Below are 21,543 nucleotides of genomic sequence, written 5' to 3' on the forward strand. Positions count from 1 at the left end.
CCGACGCGGTGGGTGGTGACCAGGCCGGTCTCGCGCAGGATGCGGACCTGCTCGCTGACCGTGCTCGCCGGCAGCGCGCAGGTGCGGGCGAGGCCGGTGGTCGACCTCGGCTCGCTCAGTGCGGCCAGCAGCGTGGCGCGGGTGCGGCCGATCAGCCGGTGCAGCTGCTCGGCCGGCTCGACCTGTTGCCAGAGCGCGGCGATCCCGCGGGCCGGGTAGTCGATCGTCGGCGGCCAGGGTGGGTCGAGGCTCACGCCGACGCCGGGCCATTCGAAGACGCTGGGCATCAGCAGCATCCCGACCCCGTCCATGCGGCGTTCGGCGTTCGTGCCGAGGTCGACGGTCAGGGTGTGGTGCTCCCACCGGATCGCCGGGTGCAGGTCCGCGAGCGCCGCCGCCAAGCCGCCGTCGACGAGGGCGCGGGTCCGGTGGGCGATGTCGGCCTCGAGGATGTCGCGGATTCTCGGCCACCAGGGCTCGATCAGGTTCCGCCAGACCGACTCCAGCACGTCCGCGAGCTGCGTCCGCGCCTCGGCCGGGTCGGTCGCGAACCTCCGGGCACCGGGCGAACGGGCCAGCTCGGCCGCCACCTGTGACTCGGGGGTCGCGCGCACCGCGGCGATCTCGTCGTCGAACCGGGGGCTCGGGCCGGCCGGCGGTGGGCTGATGAAGTCCGGGCTGTAGCTGTGCCGGGACAGCACGTGCAGGAGCGGGGTGAGGTCGAGCCGGTCGAGCACCGGCGCCACGGCCCGCAACCACGGCAGGTGGTAGCCCTGGCGGTGCGGCTGGCTGAGCAGCCGGACGGCGCTCGTGGTCTCCCGCAGTGGCGAGACGGCCCACCGGCACGTCATCGCGTCGACAGGGGTGGTGAATCGGAAGACGACGGCCAACCGCTGATCCTTTCGGCTGAGACCGAAATCATGTCGCGCCGCAGCGGGCGAGGCAAGTCTCCTGGCATGACGACGCTCCTGCGCGCCCGCGGGCCGTTCCGGACGCTGTGGTGGTCCCGCGCCGTGTCGTTCACCGGCGACGGGATCGGCCGGACCGCGCTGGTGCTGACGGCTGCCGAGCACGGTCCGACCGCGGTGAGCCTGGTCCTGCTGGCGGTCGCGCTGCCGCGGTTCCTCGGCCCGATCGCCGGCGCGCTCGCGGACCGGATGGAGCAGCGCCGGCTGATGGCGGTGTGCGAGGTGGGCCAGGCGGTGACGTTCGCGCTGCTGGCCGTGTTCCTCCCGGCGCTGCCGGTGCTGCTCGCGCTGGTGCTGGTGACGAGCTGCTTCGCGACGGCGTTCGTGCCGGCCGGGCGCAGCGCGGTCCCGGCGCTGGTGGCCGGCGCGGACCTCGGGCGGGCGAACGCGTTGCTCGGCACCGCGTTCAACATCCAGCTCGCGCTGGGCCCGACGATCGGCGGGTTCATGACCGAGTGGGGCGGGGCGCGCTGGGCGTTCGCCGTCAACGCGCTGGCGTTCGCGGTGTCCGCGCTGATCCTTCTCCGGCTGCCTGCCCTGCCGTCGCACTCGACCGACGGCCTGTGGTCGTCGACGGTGGCCGGCCTGCGCTACGTCGCGACGACGCCCGGCCCGCGCGCGCTCGTGACGTTCCTGTTCCTGGCGGTGTCGTTCGCGGCCATCGACAACGTGGCGCTCGTGTTCCTGGTCGAGGGCGACCTCGGCGGCTCAGCGGCGGACTTCGGCCTGGTCCAGGCCGCGTACGGGGTGGGCATGCTCGCCGCGTCGGGGGTGCTCGGCCTGGTCATGGGCCGCAACGCGGTGTGGCTGCTGGTGTCCGGTGTCCTGCTGGTCGCCACCGGCACCGCCGCGACCGCGGTCGCGCCCGCCCTGCTGGTCGCGGCGGCGTTGCAGGCGGTCGCCGGCATGGGTAACGCCGCCGAGAACATCGCCGGGGACACGCTCGTCCAGCGCCTCGTGCCCCGCCCCATGCTGGGCCGCGCGTTCGGCGCCACGAGCACCGCCGCCCAGCTCGGTTCGGCCACCGCCTACCTGGTGGCCGCTCCCCTGCTGTCCGCCGCCGGTCCCAGAGTGACGTTCGTGATCGCGGGTGCCGGCACCGCGCTCGCGCTGCTGGTGGCCCTGCCCGCGCTACGCCGGGTCAGTCGAGATCGTCGTCCTCGCCGTCCGACACCGGGCCGCCACCTCTGATCAGGTACAGCACGCTGTCCAGCTCGTCGGGTTTGATCAGCACGTCGCGGGCCTTCGAGCCCTCGGACGGGCCGACCACGCCGCGGCTCTCCAGCAGGTCCATCAGCCGGCCGGCCTTCGCGAAGCCCACCCGGAGCTTGCGCTGCAGCATCGACGTCGAGCCGAACTGGGACGTCACGATCAGCTCCGCCGCCTGGATCAGCACGTCGAGATCGTCGCCGATGTCCTCGTCGATGTCGCGCTTCTCGCTCGCCTTCGCGGCCGTCACGCCGTCGGTGTACTCCGGCTGCGCCTGCTCCTTCACGAACGAGACCATCGCGTTGATCTCTTCGTCGGTGATGAACGCGCCCTGGACGCGGACCGGCTTCGACGCCCCCATCGGCAGGTACAGCCCGTCGCCCATGCCGATGAGCTTCTCGGCGCCGGGCTGGTCCAGGATGACCCGCGAGTCGGTCAGCGACGACGTCGCGAAGGCCAGCCGGGACGGCACGTTCGTCTTGATCAGGCCGGTCACCACGTCGACCGACGGGCGCTGGGTCGCCAGCACCAGGTGGATGCCGGCCGCGCGGGCCTTCTGGGTGATCCGCACGATCGCGTCCTCGACGTCGCGCGGCGCGGTCATCATGAGGTCCGCCAGCTCATCGACGATGGCCAGGATGTACGGGTACGGCCGGTACTCGCGCTCGGACCCGGGCGGCGCGGCGATCTCGCCGGTGCGCACCTTCTTGTTGAAGTCGTCGATGTGCCGCACCCGGTTGACCTGCATGTCCTGGTAGCGCTGCTCCATCTCCTCGACCAGCCAGGTCAGCGCGGCCGCGGCCTTCTTCGGCTGCGTGATGATCGGCGTGATCAGGTGCGGGATGCCCTCGTACGGCGTCAGCTCCACCATCTTCGGGTCGATCAGGATCATCCGGACCTCGTCCGGCGTCGCCCGCGCGAGCAGCGACACCAGCATCGAGTTGACGAAGCTCGACTTGCCCGAACCGGTGGAGCCCGCGCACAGCAGGTGCGGCATCTTCGCCAGGTTCGCGGTGACCATGTGGCCCTCGATGTCCTTGCCGAGGCCGATCACCATCGGGTGGGTGTCCTTGACCGCGGTGTTCGACCGCAGCACGTCACCCAGCCTCACCATCTCGCGGTCGGAGTTCGGCACCTCGATGCCCACCGCCGACTTGCCGGGGATCGGCGCGAGCACCGCACGTTGTCGGTGGCGACCGCGTACGCGATGTTCTTCGTCAGCGCGGTGATCTTCTCGACCTTCACCCCCGGGCCGAGCTCGACCTCGTAGCGGGTGACGGTCGGACCCCGGGTGAACCCGGTGACCTGCGCGTCGATCGCGAACTGGTCCAGCACGCCGGTGATCGCCTCGATCATCGCGTCGTTGGCGCGGCTGCGGGCCTTGGGCGCCTCGCCCGCGGCGAGGATGTTCGGGTCGGGCAGCGTGTAGTCGCCGTCGACGACCCTGGTCAGCGTGAGCTGGGTGGCCTCCTTGGCCTGCGGGGTCTCCTTCACCTGCGCCGCGCGCGACCGCTTGCGCGGGGGCGGGGCGGGCGGCTCGGGCGGCGGGGGCACGTCCTCGGCACCGGTCTCGACCGCCGGCTCGGCGCCGTCGGAACCGGCCATCGCGGCCTGGCGGCGGCGGGACGGGCGGCGCAGCTTGGCCTCGGCCGGCGGGGCCTCCTCCTCGCCGGGCAGCTCGAGGCCCTCCTCGTAGTCCTCGTCCTCGGGTTCCATGCCCAGCTCGCGCAGCCGGGTCGGGATGTCGCGGAACCGCGTGCCGGTGAACACCAGCACGCCGAAGCCGAGCACCAGCACCAGCAGCGGGATCGCGACCCACGTCGTGACGCCCTTGGCGAGCATCCCGCCGGAGACGTAGCCGAGCGCGCCGCCCGCGTACATCCGGCCGTCGTTGTCCTCGGGCAGGTCGCTGAACACGTGCAGGATGCCCAGGAACGCCATGACGAACAGCAGCGTGCCGATGACGAGCCGCGGCCGCTTCTCCGGCTGCGGGTCCGAGCGCATCAGCGCGATGCCGATGACCAGCAGCGCCAGCGGCAACGCCATCGCGACCGCGCCGACCGACGAGCGCCCGCCGATCTCGAGCCAGTGGCCGACCGGTCCGGCGGCGTGCCACCAGATGCCGGCGCCGGCGATCACGCCGAGCGCGATCAGCCCGAACGCGAGCCCGTCGCGGCGGTGGGCGGGGTCGAGGTCCTTGGTGCGGCCCATGGTCCGGGCGATCCCGCCGACGCCCTTGGCCAGCAGGCCCCAGCCGCCACGCAGACCGCGGCCGATCGCCCTGCTCAGGCCGCCCTTCTTACGAGCGGGTGGCCGGCGGGCGGGGGTTCGGGACCGGGACGTCGAGGTGCGGGACTTCGTGGTCGACCGGCTGCTGGTGCCCCCACGGGTACTTCGGCCCTTGGAGGTCTTGGAGGCTGCAGTCCGGTTCGCCATACTCCACACGGTAGTCGGCTTTCACCACATGAGTCACTTCTGCCACACGGGCATCTTCCGTGACCCCAGCCCTCTGATTTGCCGGAGATCCGGTTCGTGCGATGCTCGGGCCATGGTCGCGCTGTTCCGCCGCACAACCGAGCCGACACGCCGTAGCGCCGGCGGTGGGTCCGTCTGGCGGGCGATGACACTGGTCGACCGCGGCTTCGTCCGGCTCGTCGGCAAGCTGGAGATCACCGGCGAGATCCCGCCGTCGCTACGGAACCGGCCCGGGTTGATCGCGGCGAACCACATCGGCATGTTCGACCCGTTCGTGCTGACCGCGGCGCTGCGCAAGAGCGGGGTGAACCCTCGGTTCCTGCTCACCGGCGGCCTGCTCGACGCCCCGGTCGTCGGCTGGGGGCTCCGGCAGGGCGGCAGCATCCGGGTGGACCGCGGCAAGAGCAACGTCGTCGAGGCGTTCGCGCGAACCACCGCGGCGCTGCGGTCGGCGACCGGGCCGCTGCTCGTCTACCCGGAGGGACGGATCAGCCACGAGCCGGGGCTGTGGCCGGAGCGCGGCAAGACGGGCGTGGCGCGGATGGCGCTGGCGGCGAACGTGCCGGTGATGACGATCAGCCAGTGGGGCGCGCACGAGGCCATGTACTGGGGCAGCAACGGGGTCCGCGGCTGGCGGGACCTCGTGCCGCCGCTGATGTCCTGGCTCCGCGCGGTACGCGCCCGGCCGACGTTCCAGGTCCACTTCGGACCGATCGTGGACCTGTCGGACCTGTCGGCGTCGACGCCGGGGGACGCGGTGCGCGCACACAAGCGGATCATGCGGGCGATCACCGACCAGCTGGTGCCGCTGCGCGCGGACGAGCCGGACACCCCGAAGGTCCACGACCCCACGAGACCGACCGACACCACCAGCCCCTGGCGCCCCTGACCCGCGAGTCCCCCACTCGGGTACGGCGAGTCCCCCGTTCCCGTTGCGCGTGTCCCCGGTTCCCGTCTACCGGAACGGCGTGGTCCTGGCGCGGGTCGGGATCGCGGTGCCGGTGCGGACCGGGTTCAGCACGAACAACGTCGTGTAGCGCAACACGTCCGGGGAGTCCATCAGCAGGTGCTCGGCCGCCGAGTTGTGGTGGGCCATCCCGGACGTCGCCAGCACCACCACGTAGTCCCACTCCCCCGACACGTCGTAGACCTGCTGGACCTCCGGCGCCGCCAGCAGCTTCTTCTCGAACGCCGCCAAATGGCGTTTCGACGCTCTTTCCATCGCCACCAGGCACACCGCCAGGATCAGGTTCGGGGTCACGCCCGGGTCGAGGATCGCGGTCGTGCGGGACAGCAGGCCCGTGTCGCGGTAGCCGACCAGCCGCCGCTGGACCCCGCTCGGCGACAGGCCCACGATCTCGCCCAGCGCTCGCAGGGTGCGGCCCGCGTCGGACTGGAGCTCGGCGAGCAGCCGGTGGTCGATGTCGTCCAGTTCCTTCACGCAACGATGTTGCGTCCGGGCGGGAAAGGATTCAAGCGGTTTGCGCTGGTCATCGCATACCGTGGATACACGTGACTGTCGAAACATCTACGCGGGTTACGGCCGGCACCGGGCGCGGGACCGTGCTGATCACCCTGGCCTCGTTCAGCTTCGGGACGTCAGGGGTGCTCGCCAAGCCGACCATGGACGCCGGGCTCAGCCCGCAGCAGGTCACCAGCGTCCGCATCGGCCTGGCCGCGCTGGTGTTGCTCGCCGTGGTCGCGACGCGGCGGCCCGACCTGCTGCGCATCGACCCGGCCGACTGGAAGCTCCTCGCCGGCTACGGGCTCGTCGGCGTCGCGGGCGTGCAGCTGCTCTACTTCGCCGCGGTGTCGCGGATTCCGATCGGGATCGCGATGCTGCTGGAGTTCACCGCGCCGATCCTCGTCGCGCTCTGGGTGCGGTTCGTCCGCCGCACGGTGCTCCCGGCACGCATGTGGGTCGGCACCGTGCTCGCCATGCTCGGGCTCGCGCTGGTCGCCCAGGTCTGGCAGGGCCTGCGCCTCGACGCGATCGGCCTGCTCGCCGGCGTCGGCGCGGCACTCTGCGCGGCGGCCTACTTCATCGTCGGCGAGCGGGGTGCCGCCAGGATCGAGCCGCTCGGGCTCGTCACGTGGGGCATGGTCGTGGGCGCGGTCGCGATCTTCTTCCTCGCGCCGCCGTGGACCATTCCCTTCGACCTGCTCGACGACGGCACCGACTTCGGCGGCTGGCACGTCCCGGTCTGGACGCTGCTCGTCGCCTGCGCGGTGATTTCGACGGCACTCGCCTACCTGCTGTCGATCTCCGCGCTCCGCGACCTGCCGGCCAACGTCGTCAGCGTGCTGGCCCTCGTCGAGCCGATCGTCGCCACCGCGCTGGCCTGGCTCATCCTGGGCCAGGCGCTCACCGTCGTGCAGGTCGCGGGCGCGGTGGTGCTGCTCATCGGCGCCACCGTGGTGCAGCTGGCGGCCAGGGCACCGGTCGTGCCCGATCTCCCTCCGGCGAGCGAGCATGTTCACCCCGTGGGCTGACGACGTGGGACCCGTCACACCGCCAGGCTGGGAGCCGATACACAAGGCAACCTCAGCACGTGAGTAGGTGACCGGCCATGAACAAGCCAACCCGGCGTGAGCAACGCAAGGCCCGACGTGCCCTGCTGCGGCAGGTCGTCACGGTCGGCTGCGCCGTGCTACTCGCCGCGGCCACCCAGCGCTGACACCAGGCGCACCAACGCGGCCCGCTCGAACACGAGAACGGGGCCGACCGCGTTCTTGGAGTCGCGGACGGCCCCGCCCTCAGCCGGCCAGGCCAGCTCGACACAGTTGGTCGGGTCGCTGAAGCTAGTCTTCCTCCAGCTCAAAGATTCCGGCCGGGCGCTTCGCATCGTGGTCCTCTCGCGGCGCTCCCAGCTCACTTGCCACCGTGGCAAGCCAGCTGCGGGAGTGTCCCTCGTCCAGGGCAATCCTAGAGAGTTCGGCAGCTACGTCTCGATAGCCGGCGATGGTGTCCTCACGCTCGAGGAAGAGAACCGAGGTGTCGTTCTCGATGAACAGAACGGGGTTCACCTCGGTGAACTCCATGAGCTGGAACGGTTTGCGACCGGCGTGGAAGCCGACCGCTTCGGGAACCACGCGAATCTCGACGTTGGGTCGCACGGACATGCTCAGCAGGTGATGCACCTGGCCGGACATGACGTCTCCGCCGGCCCCGGTGCGGCAGATCGCGTACTCGTCAATGAAGAACCGGAACTGCGGCGAGTGCCGCAGGTCGAAGACCTCCTGCCGCAGCCGCCGCACCTTCAGCTGATCAGGGATTTCCGCCGCGGGAATCGACGGCGTCGCCTTCATCAGAGCGGTCATGTAGTCGGTGGTTTGCAGCAGTCCAGGGATCACGGTCGTCTCGAAGCTGGTGATGGCGATTGCCGAGTCCTCCTGGGCGCTGAGCGTTGTCAGCTCCGGTGGGAGGCGGTTGCCGAACTCCTGCCACCAGCCGCGTTCCGTTGCGCGCCTTGCCATCTCCATGAGCTCGCGCCGCTTCGGGCCGGTTATCCGCAGCACCCCGAGCACGCCCGACATGAGCTCCGCGCTGACCGGCCGCTTGCCGGAGATCATGCGGCTCACCATGCTGGGCGACCACTCGAGCTCCCGCGCCAGGGCGAGCTGGCTCATGTCGAGGACGTCCATCTGGCGGGACAGAGCCAATCCCAGCTCCCTGGACCGAATGGTCGGTTCTAGATCGTTCATGCGACCGAACCTAGAACGCCGGCACGCCCGGCCGGGACAACGCCGCGACCGGTTCACTCAGAGGAAGTCTGCGATTGTCTGCGTTTGCGAAGCCCGCAAGTCAGACCGGAATCACCGTGGGGACGATCATCGGGCGGCGCCGGTACGTGTCCGCCACCCAGCGACCCACGATGCGCCGGACCGACTGCGCGATCCGGTGCGTGTCGGTGATGCCCTCGGACTCCATGTGCGACAGCTCCATCTCCACGAGCGCCACGACCTCGTCGAGCGCCTTGGGATCGTCGGAGAAGCCGCGTCCCGAGATCGTGGGCGGGCCGAGTGCCCGGCCGGTCGTCGAGTCGACCGCGACGGTGATGGCGATGAAGCCGCCCTCACCGAGGATGAGCCGATCCGACAGGGTGGACTCGCCGACGTCGCCGACCGAGAGCCCGTCGACGTACACGTGGCCGACCTCGACCCGGCCGGTGATGCGGGCGAGGCCGTCGATGAGGTCCACGACCACGCCGTCCTCGGCCAGCACCACGTTCTCCGCCGGCACCCCGGTCGCGACCGCCAGCGCGGCGTTGGCCCGGAGGTGGCGCCACTCGCCGTGCACCGGCATCACGTTGCTGGGCCGCACCGCGTTGTAGAGGAACAGCAGCTCCCCCGCCGACGCGTGCCCGGACACGTGCACCTTTGCGTTCCCTTGGTGCACAACGGAAGCACCGAGTCGCGCGAGCCCGTTGACGACCCCGAACACCGCCGTCTCGTTGCCGGGGATGAGCGAGCTGGCCAGCACCACCGTGTCGCCGGGGTGGATGCGGATCTGCCGGTGCTCACCGCGGGCCATGCGGGACAACGCCGACAGCGGCTCGCCCTGCGAACCCGTCGATACGAACAGCACCTGGCGCTCGGGCAGCTCCATCGCCTGGTCGAGCTCGACGAGCAGCCCGTCGGGCACCCGGAGCAGGCCCAGCTCGGTGGCGATGCCCATGTTGCGCACCATCGACCGGCCGACCAGCGCGACCCGCCTGCCGTGCTGGACCGCCACGTCGAGCACCTGCTGCACCCGGTGCACGTGGCTCGCGAAGCACGCCACGATCACCCGCTGCCCGGCGTGCGCGATGACGCTGTCGAGGACCGGGCCGATCTCGCGCTCGGCCATGACGAACCCGGGCACCTCGGCGTTGGTGGAGTCGACGAGGAAGAGGTCCACGCCCTCGTCGCCGAGCCGGGAGAAGCCCGCGATGTCGGTGAGCCGGCCGTCGAGCGGCAGCTGGTCCAGCTTGATGTCGCCGGTGTGCAGCACGAGCCCGGCCGGCGTGCGGATGGCGACCGCGAGCGCGTCCGGGATGGAGTGGTTGACGGCGAAGAACTCGCAGTCGAACTCGCCGAACGACTGCCGGCCGCCCTCCTTGACCTCGACGAGCGTGGGGTTGAGCCGGTGCTCGCGGCACTTGGCGGCCACCAGCGCGAGGGTGAACCGGGACCCGACCACCGGCAGGTCCGGCCGCTGGCGCAGCAGGAACGGCACGGCGCCGATGTGGTCCTCGTGTCCGTGGGTGAGCACGATCGCGTCGATGTCGTGCAGCCGCGGCTCGATGGCCCGGAAGTCCGGGAGGATCAGGTCGACGCCGGGCTGCTGGTCCTCGGGGAACAGCACGCCGCAGTCGACGATGAGGAGCCGGCCGCCGTACTCGAACACGGTCATGTTGCGGCCGACCTCGCCGATCCCGCCCAGCGCGATGACCCGGAGCCCGCCGTCGGCCAACGCGGTCGGCGGTTCCAACTGCCCGTATGTCACCGAAGAACCTGCCCGGCGCTCGTGTGCGTGGTGGTGGCGACGTACGCCGCGGCGGCGTCGGCCCTGGCCACCCGTGCGGCGGCCACGTCGGACGGTGGCGCGTCGTCGAGCGGCACGCCCGCGTCACCGAGGTCGGCGCCGATCATCGCGAGCTGCTCGGGGGTGGCGGGCGGCAGCGGGAGCCGCGGGTCGCCGGCGTCCTGGCCGCGCATGCGCAGCGCCGCCTTGACGAAGATGACCCCACCGACCCGGCCCATGGCCCGGCACACCGGCAGGAGTCCACGGTGGACGGTGCGCGCGGTGCTGACGTCGCCGCTCTCGTAGGTGTCGAGCATCCGCCGCAGCCGGCCGGCCACGACGTGCCCGATGACGCTGACGAAGCCGACGCCGCCGACCGAGAGCCACGGGAGATTGAGCGCGTCGTCGCCGGAGTAGTAGGCGAGGTCGGTGCTCGCGATGACCTCGCTGCCGGCGAACAGGTCGCCCTTGGCGTCCTTGACCGCCTGGATGCGCGGGTGCTCGGCGAGCCGGCGCAGCGTGTCGACCTCGATGGGCACGACCGAGCGCGGCGGGATGTCGTAGAGCATGTTGGGAAGCCCCGAGGCGTCGGCGACCGCGGTGAAGTGCGCGAGCAGCCCGGCCTGCGGCGGCCGCGAGTAGTACGGGGTGACGACGAGGAGCCCGTGCGCACCGGCCTGCTCGGCCTCGCGCGCGAGGTGCACGGAGTGCGCGGTGTCGTAGGTGCCGACGCTCGCGACCACCGAGGCCCGGTCACCCACCGCGTCGACGACCGCGCGGACGAGCTCCGACTTCTCGCCGTCGGAGGTGGTCGGCGACTCACCGGTGGTGCCGTTGACGACCAGGCCGTCGTTGCCCAGGTCCACCAGGTGGGTGGCGAGCCGCTGAGCCACGTCGAGGTCGAGCTTGCCGCTGGCGTCGAACGGGCTCACCATCGCGGTCAAGACTTGTCCGAACGGCCGTCCTGGCCTGGCGGTCGGGCACGTGTTCATGGGCAAGACGCTACCTCTTCGGCCAACCAGGCATCACTCCGACGCGACGTAGGACTCCGTCAGCTGACCGCCGTCGGCCCGGTAGAGCACGCAGTTGACCGAGCGGTTGTCGTCCCAGCCCTTCTCGGTCGGCACGATCGCCCGGTACTTGACCGCCTGCTTGTCGCCGGCGAGCAGCTCGGACCGGAAGACCAGCGTGCAGATCGGCTCGGCGAACGCGGTGAGCGGCTCGACGCCCGGGTAGCTCGGGTCCGGGAACTCCTCGTAGTCGTCGGGCGCCCGCAGCTGCACCTGCGAGTGGTAGAACTGCAGGTCGTGCGGCTCGGTGCACTCCACCTGGGCGCTGGCGGTGATCCGCTGCCCCTGCGTGAGCCGGCCGTTGAGGCACGCGCCCTCGGGATAGGAGCCCCAGCTCAGCTCGGCGAGCGTGCCGCCGTCGCCGTAGGTGATGGTGGGGTCGAGGTTGGCCGGTCGGCCGTCGTCGGGCTCGGGCTGGACGGCCCGGTGGGTGAAGAAGCCGCCGACGAACAGGCCCGCCGAAACGAGAGTGACGAGCACAACTGTGAGCACTGCTCTCATTGGAGAGCGATGCTCTCTGTTCGGAGCGGTGTTCATCGCGGTCGGTGCGTAGGGACCGGGGCCCGCGCTCTGGCCGGGGCCCTGGCCGGGGCCGATCGGGCTGGTCCGGGTGAGGCCGCCCGGTGGGGTGTGGGTGGCCTGGGCGAGCAGGCCGCGGACCTGCTCGGTGGACGGGCGGGCGGCCGGCACCTGGTTGAGCAGGCCCATGATCACCGAGGCGAGCGGGCCCTGGCAGCGGGTGAGGAACGGGACCTCGCTGACGATCGCGTGCATGGTCGCCGCGGTGGACGACCGCTCGAACGGCGAGTGGCCCTCGACCGCGTAGAACAGGACCGCGGCGAGCGCCCACAGGTCGGACTTGGCGTCGGCGTCGGCGCCCTTGATGCGTTCCGGCGCGATGTAGGTGGGCGAGCCGACGAGGATGCCGCTGGAGGTGAGCCTGGGATCGTCGGTCGACTGGGCGATGCCGAAGTCGGTGAGCTTCACCCGGCCGTTGGGCATGACCATGATGTTGCTGGGCTTGACGTCGCGGTGCACCACACCGGCCGCGTGCGCGGCGTCGAGCGCCGAGAGGAGCTGGTCGGCGAGCCGGGCCACGGCGTCCTGCGGGAGCGCGCCCTGCTCGCGGACGATCGCGGAGAGCGTCGGCGCCTCGATGAGCTCCATGACGATGTAGGTGTTGCCGGTCTCCTGCACGACGTCGTACACCGTGACGACGCCCGGGTCGTTGAGCCGGCCGGCGGCGCGGGCCTCGCGGAGCACCCGCTCCTCGAGCACCTCGCGCTCGTCGTCGGGCACGCCGGCGGGCAGGTGCAGCTCCTTGATCGCGACCCGGCGGCCGATCATGCGGTCCTCGGCGAGCCACACGATGCCCATGCCGCCGCGGCCGATCTCGCCGAGCAGCGCGTAGCGGCCCGCGATCAGCCGCTGCGGGATCGTCTGCTCCGGTGTCACCCCGGCCTCCTCCTGCGCCATGTCATCTCCGACCGGCGAGAAGGATGTCAGGTTCCCTCGTTCTTACAGGCTTCGGGTGAGGCCCTTGACCCGCGCGACGGCCGTCTGCTCGCCCTCGAAGTCGAGCCTGACCTCGTCCCGGCCGAACGCGAAGAGCAGTAGCTCCCCCGGCTCGCCGGTGATGAGCACGGTGTTGGGCCCGCGCTTGACCACGGTCTCCTTGCCGTCCGGCCGGCGCAGGACGAGGCCGACGGGGCTGCGGCGGAGCGTCATCCGGCCGGCGCGGGAGACGCCGGCCCAGGTGACGGCGTCCCGCTCGGGGTCGGGGTCGCGGGGCTTCCAGCCGGGCCGGGCGCGGCGGACGTCCTCGTGGTGGACGAAGAGCTCGACCGAGTTCACGAGGCGGTCGACGGCCGGGATGCGGATGGGCGAGAACACCGGCGGGCCCTGCCGAACGAGGTCGACGAGCTCTGCCCACGGCTTGCGGGCGTAGCCGTCCTGGACCCGCTTGGTGTACCCGGCGAGCGGCGTCAGCAGGATGCCGGGCGCGGCGTCGAGCCGGCGCTCCCGAACCACCAGGTGGGCGGCGAGGTCGCGGGTCTGCCAGCCCGTGCAGAGCGTCGGCTCGTCCGGACCCAGCTCGGTGAACAGGTCGCAGAGCGCCGCGCGCTCGTCGGTGGAGACAGCCATACGGCCGAGCCTACCCGCGGGTAACTCACTCCTGCCGTACCTGCGACTTCTGCAGCTGCTGGTTGGGGTCGCGGCTGGTGAGCAGGCAGAAGACGGTGCGGTCGCCGTCGGCGGCGTCGTCCCACGAGGTCTTGGAGGGCAGGAGCGTGACGTAGGACAGCTGGTCGGGATCGGTCGGCTCCACCATGCTGCTGTGGAAGATCAGCGAGCAGAGCGTGGTGGAGTAGGGCCGCAGGTACTCGTCGCCCGGGTAGTCCATCTCGGTGTTGTTGAAGACCTCCGACACGATCACCTCGAACTCGTGCGGGTCCTCGCAGGGCGAGGTGATGCTCGACGGGTAGCGCCGGCCGGCCCGCACCTGCGAGGTCGAGCACTCCCCGCCGCGGACCGCGAACTCCTTGATGTCGCCGCCCTTGCCGTAGCTCATGGTCGCGCCCTTGGCCGGGTCGGTCGCCGGCTCGTCGGTGAGCAGGGCCTTGCCCGCGAACGCGCCGCCGACGAACGCGCCCGCCACGAGCACCGCGACCAGCGCGAGCACCGGCCAGCGCTTGCGGCTCCCCGGTGGTTTCGTGCCGACGAGCTGGGTCGGGTTCGGGCCGGGGTACATGGCGGTCGCCGAGTGCGCGATGGTCTGGGTACCGGTCGGCGGGGTCTGGGTTGCTTGGGCGAGCAAGCCGCGGACCTGGGCCGCGGACAGCCGCGCCTGCGGGGTCTGGTTGAGCAGTCCCATGATCACCGAGGCGAGCGGGCCCTGGCTGCGGGTGAGGTACGGGACCTCGTTGAGGATCGCGTGCATGGTGGCCGCGGTGGACGACCGCTCGAACGGCGAGTGGCCCTCGACGGCGTAGAAGAGCACGGCCGCGAGCGCCCAGAGGTCCGAGCCGGCGTCGGCCTCGCCGCCGCGGATGCGTTCCGGCGCGATGTAGCTGGGCGAGCCGACGAGGATGCCGCTGGTGGTCAGCCTGGGGTCGTCGGTCGACTGGGCGATGCCGAAGTCGGTGAGCTTCACCCGGCCCGTCTGCGACACCATGATGTTGCTGGGCTTGACGTCGCGGTGCACCACACCGGCCGCGTGCGCGGCCTCCAACGCGGAGAGCAGCTGCTCGGCCAGCCGCGCCACGGCCTCCTGGGGCAGCGGGCCCTGCCGGGTGACGATCGCGGACAGCGTGGGGGCCTGGATCAGCTCCATCACGATGTAGGTGTTGCCGGACTCCTGCAGCACGTCGTACACGGTGACGACGGCAGGGTCGTTGAGCCGGCCCGCGGTGCGGGCCTCGCGCAGGACGCGTTGCTCCAGCACGGCACGCTCGTCCGGCGGCACGCCGGCAGGCAGGTGCAGCTCCTTGATCGCGACCTGGCGGCCGATGGTGCGGTCCTCGGTGAGCCACACGATGCCCATGCCGCCGCGGCCGATCTCGTCGAGCACCACGTAGCGCCCGGCGATCACCCGCTGGTGGGTCGCCTGTTGTGTCGACTCATGGGGCTGTTGCGTCACGCGCAGGATGCTACTGCGCGCGACACTGTCGTCATGGCGGCTTGGATCCTCCACGTCGATCTCGATCAGTTCATCGCGGCGGTCGAGGTGCTGCGGCGACCTGAGCTGCGCGGGAAACCGGTGGTCGTGGGCGGTACCGGCGACCCGACGCGGCGCTCGGTCGTGGCGACGGCGTCCTATGAGGCGCGGGAGTTCGGCGTGCACTCCGGCCTGCCGATGCGGCTGGCCGCGCGCAAGTGCCCGGACGCGGTGTTCCTGCCGCACGACCCGCCGGCCTACGACGCCGCGTCGGCGGAGGTCATGGCGGTGCTGCGGTCGTTCGACGCGGTGGTCGAGGTGCTCGGCTGGGACGAGGCGTTCCTCGGCGTGTCCTGTTCGGACCCGTGGGCGTTCGCGCGTTCCGTCCAGCGCTCGGTCCTGGCCCGGACGGCGTTGTCGTGCTCGGTAGGGATCGGGGACAGCAAGCTGCGCGCGAAGCTGGCGACAGGGTTCGCGAAGCCGGCCGGCGTGTACGAGCTGACCAGGGACAACTGGGTCGAGGTGATGGCCGACCGGCCCACCGACGCGCTGTGGGGCATCGGCCGCAAGACCGCGCGCAAGCTCGCCGCGCTGGGTTATCCGACGGTGGCGGAGCTGGCCAGGGCGGACCCGTCCGTGCTGGCGGCGCGGCTGGGGCCGTCGGTCGGGCCGTGGTGCCGGACGCTCGCGCTGGGCGCCGGGAGCACGTCCGTGGTCAGCACGCCGTGGGCGGCGCGGTCGCGGAGCCGGGAGACGACGTTCCAGGAGGACCTGGTCGCGCCCGCGGAGATCGCCGCGCAGGTCGCGGTGCTGGCCCGGCGGGTCGCCGAGGACGTGGTGGCGGAGGGGCGGCCGGCGGCGCGGGTGGCGGTGAAGGTGCGGTTCGCGCCGTTCTTCACGCATACGCGGAGCATGACTCTGCCGGCGCCGACCTCGGACGCGTCGTCGATCGAGGCCGCGGCGCTGGAGGTGCTGTCCCGCTTCGAGGACGACCGGCCGGTGCGACTACTGGGGGTACGAGCGGAGTTCAGCGCCGTCGCCGAGTAGAGCGGCACCCTCAGTGCAGAGCACTGCTCTCTGTTCAACGCGCTGCTCACCAACCAGAGCGGCACGGTCTGTTCAGGGCACGCTCTCCGCTCAGAGCACCGTCCTCCGACCAGAGCAGTGCTCTCCGTCCAGGGGCACGCCATCCGCCCAGAGCAGTGCTCTCCACTCCGCACACGCTCTCCGCCCAGGGCGGCGCTCTCCGACCAGAGCAGTGCTCTCCACCAAGAGCACGCACTCCGACCAGACCACCGCTCCCCACCCAGAACACTGCCCTCCGCCCAGGACAGGTGCTCTCCACTCAGGACACGCACTTCCGACCAGACCACCGCCCTCCACCCAGAACACGGCTCTCCACCCAGGACAGGTGCTCTCCACTCAGGACACCCCTCTGTGTCCGGGGCCGGCGCTCTCCGACCAGAGCAGTGCTCTCCACCCAGAACACCACCGAACCGACCAGAGCACCGCTCTCCACTCAGGACACTGCTCTCCACCCACAACACCACCCACCGACCAGAGCACCGCTCTCGGCCCGGAGCAGCGCCCGTCAACTAGAGCGGGGTGACCTCGTGGCCGGCTTCGCGGAGGGCGAGGACCGCTCGCTCCAGGTCCGTGGCCTTCACCAGGACGTGGTCGGTGTCGAACGTCGAGACGGCGAACAGGCTCACGCCGGCCGCGGCGAGCTCGCCGGCGAGCGCGGCCATGATGCCGGTGAGCGCGAACTCGAGCGGGCCACGAACCGAGAGCAGCCGCCAGCCGTCGTCCCGGGTCTCCGCCTGGAGCGCGACGCGGGTCGGGCAGATGACCGTGACGCCATCCGGCGCACTGATGACCGAGACGACGACCGGGCCGCCGAGGGAGAACAGGTCCGCCGGCGGGACGGTGCCCGCGGGGAGGCGGAGCACGGTGTAGTCGCCGGCGCCGATGTCGACGACCAGCCGTCGCATCGCGGTCAGCCCTCGGTGACGAACTGGCTGGAGGCCACCTCGGTGCCATCAGGGAGGGTGGAGATGACGAAGTCGTCGAAGACGTTGGTGGCCGCTTTTTGGAGCTGGCGAAGGCATTCGACGGCGAGCTCGCGGATCTCGACGTCGGCGTGCTCGCTGGCGCGCATGGCGATGAAGTGGCGCCAGGCGCGGTAGTTGCCGGTGACGACGATGCGGGTCTCGGTGGCGTTGGGGAGCACGGCGCGGGCGGCTTGGCGGGCCTGCTTGCGGCGCAGGGTCGCGTTGGGGATGTCGGCGAAGTGCTCCTCGAGACCCTGGAGGAGGTCGGTGTAGGCGGCGACACTCGCCTCGGCGGCCTTGACGAACTTGTCGTGCAGCACCGGGTCGTTGGCGATGGCCTCGGGCTCGACCATCTTCGCGTTCTTCTCCGGCACGTAACGCTGGGAGAGTTGGCTGTAGGAGAAGTGGCGGTGCCGGATCAGCTCGTGGGTGAGGCTTCGCGAGATGCCGGTGATGTAGAAGGTGACGGTGCCGTGCTCGAGGACGGAGAGGTGCCCGACCTCGAGGATGTGGCGCAGGTAGCCGGCGTTCGTGGCGGTGACGGGGTTCGGCTTCTTCCACGACTGGTAGCAGGCGCGGCCGGCGAACTCGGCGAGTGCCTCTCCCCCATCGGCGTCCGTGGACCACGGGACCTCGGCCGGCGGGAAGAACTCGGTCTTCGCGATGAGCTGCACCTTGGGCGACACCGTCTCCGTCATGCCCGCATGCTAACCGCCGCGATCCGCCACGCCGGTGGCCGACACGGGAGCATCCGGGGCCGCTCGTTCGTTGTCCATTCGTGCCGGTGATGCCCGTGATGTCACGATGACATCCCCCGCACTTGACTGATGTCAAATCTGACGTCATAGTGACATCATGGATCTCACACCGTATGTCGCCGCGTTGCGGGAGGACCTCTCCACGGCTGCCTCCGCCGGCGACGAGAACACCCGGCGCGCGGCCGCGGTGCTGGCCGCCGCGCTGGAGCCAGCCGCACGGCTGGCGATCATGAACGCGCTCTCCGACCTGGCCGCCGAGGTCACCGCCTCGCTGGAGGACCACGTCGTCGATGTGCGCCTCGACGGGCGCGACGTGCAGGTCGTCGTCACCGCCACGGGCGCGCCGCACGACGAGCCGCCGCGGGCGGAGGAGATGCCGCCGCCGGACGAGGGGGGCGACATGAGCCGCATGACGCTTCGGCTGTTCGAGCAGCTCAAGAGCAAGGCGGAGCAGGCCGCCGCGGCGCAGGGGGTGTCGCTGAACACGTTCGTGCAGCAGGCGGTCCAGGGGGCGCTGCACGGCAAGGGCCGCGGCGGCCGGGGCAAGGACTGGGGCCGGTACGGCTGGAACGAGTGGGCACAGGAGAACAAGGGCGAGCAGGGCTCGTCCTTGTCCTCCCGAGTGCACGGATGGTACGAGGGGTGAGCGGCATGACCGAGGACGTCGAGGACGTGGTCCGGCGACAGAGCTTCGAGACCGACGGGCCGATCGAGGTCGACCTGGGCACCGGCCCGGGACGCATCGACGTGCGGCTGGTCGACGAGCCGGGGGTGCACGTCGAGGTGCGGCACGACCCGTCCGGCGCGAGCCCGTTCTCGCAGGGGGTGTCGAGCCTGATGTCGTGGCTGGGCAACCAGTTCGGCAACCAGCTGGGTGACGTCATCCCGCCGAGCGTGCCGGCCGAGGCGGTGCGGCAGACGCGCATCGACCTCACCGGCGGGCGGCTCGTGGTGCGCACGCCTAAGGAGGTGCAGCTGCGCAACGTGCCCGTCGCGGTGTCTGTGCAGGCACCGATGGGCAGCCACGTGGCGGCCAAGTCCGGTTCGGGGGACGTCGTGGTGACCGGCTCGGCCGGGCGGCTGGAGCTGCACACCGGCTCGGGCCGGATCAGCGCCGACCAGGCGGCGGGCGTGGCCAAGATCGACACGGGTTCCGGCGTGGTGCGCCTGGGCCCGATGGCGGCGGGCGTCCGGGCCAAGACCGGCAGCGGCGACGTCGAGATCACCGCGCTCGGAGGGGTGAGCACGGTGGTCACCGGCAGCGGCGACGTCTGGCTGGGTGCCGTGACGTCGGACGTGCTGGCCCGGACGGGCAGCGGCAACGTGACGATCGCCGACGCGTCCGCCGGTCAGCTGGAGCTGCACACCGGCTCGGGCGCGATCCGGGTGGGGATCCGCGAGGGCAGCCCGGCGGAGGTCGACCTGTCCTCCGGCTCGGGCGAGGCCCGCAGCGACCTGGACCTGGTGACGAGCCCACCGGCGTCGGCGCCGCCGTTGCGCGTCCGCGGGCGCACCGGATCGGGCTCGGCCCTGGCCACGACCGCCGTCGACTGACTTTCACGGTGACCGGGGGTTGAACCCGCGAGTCCCCCACTCCAGAACCGCGAGTCCTCCGTTCGGAACGGGGAACTCGCCGTACCGGAGCGGGGGACTCGCGGCGTTTCAGGGGAGGGCGGCGCGGAGGGCGGGGGCCAGGGAGCCCCGGGACTCCGCCGCCACCTTGTCCAGTTCCAGCCACTCGGCCATCACCTGGAGCTCGGTGGCCAGCTCGGCCGCGACTCGTGGGGCGTGGGCGGCGGGTTCGGCGAAGGCGCCGCGGACCCGGAGGGTGCCGGCCTGACGGTCGGCCTTCAGGTCCACCCGGGCCACCAGCTCGCCGTCCAGGAGGAACGGGAACACGTAGTAGCCGTAGACCCGCTTGGGCTCGGGGACGTAGATCTCGATGCGGTAGTGAAAGTCGAAGATCCGCTCGGTGCGGGCGCGTTCCCAGATCAGCGGGTCGAACGGGCACAGCAGGGCCCGGCCCGCGACGCGGCGCGGTTGGCGCGCGTCGACGTGGCGGTAGGCCGGCTGGGGCCAGCCACGAACCTCCACCTTCTCCAGCAGGCCCTCCTCGACCAGCTCCGCCACCGCCTCGCGGCTGCGTTCCGGGGGCTTGATCCGGTAGTAGTCGCGCAGGTCCGGCTCGGTCGCGATGCCGTGGGCGGTGGCGGCGCGGCGGGTCAGCTCGCGGACGGCGTCCGCTGTGGACAGCTCGGGGGCGCCGTGGACCTCGGGCGGCAGCACGCGTTCCGGCAGGTCGTACAGGCGCTGGAAACCACGTCGGGCGCCGGTGGTGAGCTCGCCCACCGCGAACAGGTACTCGCACGCGTGCTTGACCGACGAGCGGTTCCACCAGCCGCCGCCGGCCCGGCGGCCGGTCATGCCCAGCTCCTGCTCCAGCGGACCGGCGCCGACGGATCCCAGGTCCTTCACGGCCGCCAGGACGTCGTCGAACAGACCCGGCGAGCCCTTGAGCAGCGACGCGTACCGCTCCCCCAGCCGCTGCTCGTAGTGGCGCATCCGCCAGCGGAACAGCGGCCAGTCCGCCACCGGCAGGAGGCTCGCCTCGTGCGCCCAGTACTCGACGAGCATCCGCGGCCGCCGCGCGCGGTGCTCCCACGCGGCGTCGTCGACGAGGGCCGCCGGGTACGCGCCCAGCCTGCTGAACAGCGGCATGTAATGCGCCCGCACCGCCACGTTGACCGAGTCGAGCTGGATGAGCCGCACCCGGTCGAGCACCCGCCGCAGGTGCCGCCGGGTGATCTCGCCCGCCGGACGGGCGTCCGCGAAACCCTGCGCTGCCAACGCGATCCGGCGCGCGGCGGCCGCACTGAGCGAGGTGGTCATCGAGGACATCCTTCCGGGACAACAGGTTTGCGGGCACGACTCTCCGCGCGGACCACGAGGACGACCGCGCACAGCACGGTCACGCCGCCGGCCAGCTGAGCCGGGCCGAAGCGCTCGTCGGCCAGGGTGACGCCCAGGAGTACGGCGATGACCGGGTTGACGTACGCGTAGGTGGCCACGGTGGACACCGGCAGCCGGCCGAGGGCGTACACGTACGCACTGAACGCGAGCGAGCCGAACAGAACGCAGTACGCCCAGCCCAGCCATGAGTTGGTGCTGACCGCCGCCAGGTCGACGCTCTCGCCGCGCACCGTTCCGCCGGCCGTGAGCACGAGGCCACCGACCAGCATGCCCACCGCCGAGAACGTGACGGGGTTGGGTGGGACGGGTAGTCGCGATCCCGCCACCGTGCCGCACGACCAGCCGAACGCCGCCACCAGCACCAGCCACGGCCCCCACCACGCGGCACCGTGCGCGCCCGCGACCGGCCCGCCGAACAGCAGCACCACCAGGCCGACGACCCCGACGAGCACGCCGACCAGGGTGACCGGTGGCGGCCGCTCCCCGAGGAGCCTGCGCAGCACGATGACGCAGAGCGGGATGCACGCCACGAGCAGCGCCGCGAGCCCGGACGCGACGTGCCGCTCGGCGACCACGACCAGCCCGTTGCCCCACGCGGGCAACAGCAGCCCGACCAGTGCCGCGGTGCCGAGCTGCGGCCGGGTCATCCGGAACGCGCCCGGCCCCGCGACGATCAGCACGGCCAGGCACAGCAACACCCCGGACACCACGAACCGCGCCCCAGCGGACAGCAGCGGCGGCATGGTCTCGACGCTGAACCGGATGGCGAGGTACGTGGAGCCCCACACGACGTACACGACGCCGAGCGCGGCCCACGCGAACCAGCCCGCGCGAGTGGCCGACGCGGGCGTGTCGATCACGGTGTCACTCACGACGAC

The 21,543-nt window shown here is 71.6% G+C and carries 19 protein-coding genes and 1 pseudogene; 6 read left to right on the forward strand and 14 right to left on the reverse strand.

Annotated features, from left to right (window positions below; genetic code table 11):
• Nucleotides 1–890, reverse strand: an 890-nt coding sequence (locus GEV28_RS14350) for a DUF5937 family protein (protein WP_291412556.1), incomplete at its 3' end; no start/stop codon positions are given.
• A 66-nt stretch (nucleotides 891–956) separates the two neighbouring features.
• Between GEV28_RS14350 and GEV28_RS14355 the strand changes: the two genes are divergently transcribed.
• Nucleotides 957–2,159: an MFS transporter gene (locus GEV28_RS14355; RefSeq protein WP_291412557.1), complete on the forward strand. Its 1,203-nt coding sequence runs from the start codon at nucleotides 957–959 to the stop codon at nucleotides 2,157–2,159.
• Here the strand turns inward: GEV28_RS14355 and GEV28_RS14360 are convergent.
• A pseudogene (locus tag GEV28_RS14360) lies at nucleotides 2,110–4,442 on the reverse strand (DNA translocase FtsK 4TM domain-containing protein). The gene GEV28_RS14355 and the pseudogene GEV28_RS14360 overlap by 50 nt on opposite strands.
• 283 nt (nucleotides 4,443–4,725) lie before the next feature.
• Here GEV28_RS14360 and GEV28_RS14365 point away from each other — a divergent pair.
• Nucleotides 4,726–5,541: a 1-acyl-sn-glycerol-3-phosphate acyltransferase gene (locus tag GEV28_RS14365; protein WP_291412558.1), complete on the forward strand. Its 816-nt coding sequence runs from the start codon at nucleotides 4,726–4,728 to the stop codon at nucleotides 5,539–5,541.
• A gap of 66 nt (nucleotides 5,542–5,607) precedes the next feature.
• Here GEV28_RS14365 and GEV28_RS14370 read toward each other — a convergent pair whose 3' ends face one another.
• On the reverse strand, nucleotides 5,608–6,093 hold the full coding sequence (locus tag GEV28_RS14370) for an Lrp/AsnC family transcriptional regulator (RefSeq protein WP_291412559.1): 486 nt from the start codon (nucleotides 6,091–6,093) through the stop codon (nucleotides 5,608–5,610).
• A gap of 71 nt (nucleotides 6,094–6,164) precedes the next feature.
• Here GEV28_RS14370 and GEV28_RS14375 point away from each other — a divergent pair, with 71 nt between their 5' ends.
• Nucleotides 6,165–7,145 carry an EamA family transporter gene (locus tag GEV28_RS14375; RefSeq protein ID WP_291412560.1) on the forward strand — a complete coding sequence of 327 codons (981 nt, stop codon included), beginning with the start codon at nucleotides 6,165–6,167 and terminating at the stop codon, nucleotides 7,143–7,145.
• Nucleotides 7,146–7,303: 158 nt separating this feature from the next.
• Here GEV28_RS14375 and GEV28_RS14380 read toward each other — a convergent pair whose 3' ends face one another.
• The 7 genes from GEV28_RS14380 to GEV28_RS14410 form a co-directional block, all read right to left on the reverse strand.
• Complete coding sequence (locus tag GEV28_RS14380) at nucleotides 7,304–7,498, reverse strand: DUF397 domain-containing protein (protein ID WP_291412561.1); 195 nt, start codon at nucleotides 7,496–7,498, stop codon at nucleotides 7,304–7,306.
• Complete coding sequence (locus GEV28_RS14385) at nucleotides 7,455–8,357, reverse strand: helix-turn-helix transcriptional regulator (RefSeq protein WP_291412562.1); 903 nt, start codon at nucleotides 8,355–8,357, stop codon at nucleotides 7,455–7,457. Before GEV28_RS14385 ends, GEV28_RS14380 begins: the two co-directional genes overlap by 44 nt.
• Before the next feature lie 100 nt (nucleotides 8,358–8,457).
• A complete protein-coding gene (locus GEV28_RS14390; protein ID WP_291412563.1) occupies nucleotides 8,458–10,140 on the reverse strand; it encodes a ribonuclease J in 1,683 nt (560 codons plus the stop codon).
• Nucleotides 10,137–11,150, reverse strand: coding sequence for a 4-hydroxy-tetrahydrodipicolinate synthase (gene dapA / locus GEV28_RS14395; RefSeq protein WP_291412564.1), 1,014 nt, complete (start codon nucleotides 11,148–11,150; stop codon nucleotides 10,137–10,139). Before dapA ends, GEV28_RS14390 begins: the two co-directional genes overlap by 4 nt.
• 33 nt (nucleotides 11,151–11,183) lie before the next feature.
• Complete coding sequence (locus tag GEV28_RS14400; protein WP_291412565.1) at nucleotides 11,184–12,704, reverse strand: serine/threonine-protein kinase; 1,521 nt, start codon at nucleotides 12,702–12,704, stop codon at nucleotides 11,184–11,186.
• A 42-nt stretch (nucleotides 12,705–12,746) separates the two neighbouring features.
• Nucleotides 12,747–13,373, reverse strand: a complete 627-nt coding sequence (locus tag GEV28_RS14405; protein ID WP_291412566.1) for a TIGR03085 family metal-binding protein — start codon at nucleotides 13,371–13,373, stop codon at nucleotides 12,747–12,749.
• Between the two features lie 25 nt (nucleotides 13,374–13,398).
• Nucleotides 13,399–14,868 (reverse strand): serine/threonine-protein kinase, encoded by a 1,470-nt coding sequence (locus GEV28_RS14410; RefSeq protein ID WP_291412567.1) that lies wholly within the window; start codon nucleotides 14,866–14,868, stop codon nucleotides 13,399–13,401.
• 33 nt (nucleotides 14,869–14,901) lie between these two features.
• On the opposite strand from GEV28_RS14410, the gene GEV28_RS14415 reads away from it, so the two are divergent.
• The gene (locus GEV28_RS14415; protein WP_291412568.1) at nucleotides 14,902–15,933 is read left to right on the forward strand and encodes a DNA polymerase IV; all 1,032 of its coding nucleotides are present in this window, start codon (nucleotides 14,902–14,904) and stop codon (nucleotides 15,931–15,933) included.
• 548 nt (nucleotides 15,934–16,481) lie between these two features.
• On the opposite strand, the gene GEV28_RS14420 is transcribed toward GEV28_RS14415, so the two are convergent.
• Together GEV28_RS14420 and thyX are read right to left on the reverse strand one after the other, a co-directional pair.
• Nucleotides 16,482–16,877, reverse strand: a complete 396-nt coding sequence (locus GEV28_RS14420; protein ID WP_291412569.1) for an ACT domain-containing protein — start codon at nucleotides 16,875–16,877, stop codon at nucleotides 16,482–16,484.
• Nucleotides 16,878–16,882: 5 nt separating this feature from the next.
• Nucleotides 16,883–17,635, reverse strand: coding sequence for an FAD-dependent thymidylate synthase (thyX, locus tag GEV28_RS14425; protein ID WP_291412570.1), 753 nt, complete (start codon nucleotides 17,633–17,635; stop codon nucleotides 16,883–16,885).
• A 157-nt stretch (nucleotides 17,636–17,792) separates the two neighbouring features.
• Here thyX and GEV28_RS14430 point away from each other — a divergent pair, with 157 nt between their 5' ends.
• Together GEV28_RS14430 and GEV28_RS14435 are read left to right on the forward strand one after the other, a co-directional pair.
• Nucleotides 17,793–18,341, forward strand: a complete 549-nt coding sequence (locus tag GEV28_RS14430) for a toxin-antitoxin system HicB family antitoxin (RefSeq protein ID WP_291412571.1) — start codon at nucleotides 17,793–17,795, stop codon at nucleotides 18,339–18,341.
• 5 nt (nucleotides 18,342–18,346) lie between these two features.
• Nucleotides 18,347–19,249: a DUF4097 family beta strand repeat-containing protein gene (locus tag GEV28_RS14435; RefSeq protein ID WP_291412572.1), complete on the forward strand. Its 903-nt coding sequence runs from the start codon at nucleotides 18,347–18,349 to the stop codon at nucleotides 19,247–19,249.
• 108 nt (nucleotides 19,250–19,357) lie between these two features.
• Here GEV28_RS14435 and GEV28_RS14440 read toward each other — a convergent pair whose 3' ends face one another.
• Both GEV28_RS14440 and GEV28_RS14445 read right to left on the reverse strand, forming a co-directional pair.
• Entirely contained in the window at nucleotides 19,358–20,593 is a 1,236-nt protein-coding gene (locus tag GEV28_RS14440; protein WP_291412573.1) for a crosslink repair DNA glycosylase YcaQ family protein, read from the reverse strand.
• A complete protein-coding gene (locus tag GEV28_RS14445) occupies nucleotides 20,581–21,537 on the reverse strand; it encodes an EamA family transporter (RefSeq protein ID WP_291412574.1) in 957 nt (318 codons plus the stop codon). Before GEV28_RS14445 ends, GEV28_RS14440 begins: the two co-directional genes overlap by 13 nt.
• Nucleotides 21,538–21,543: the final 6 nt, after the last annotated feature.

It is taken from the genome of Actinophytocola sp. (assembly GCF_009379765.1).
In the GTDB taxonomy this organism is placed as follows: domain Bacteria; phylum Actinomycetota; class Actinomycetes; order Mycobacteriales; family Pseudonocardiaceae; genus Actinophytocola.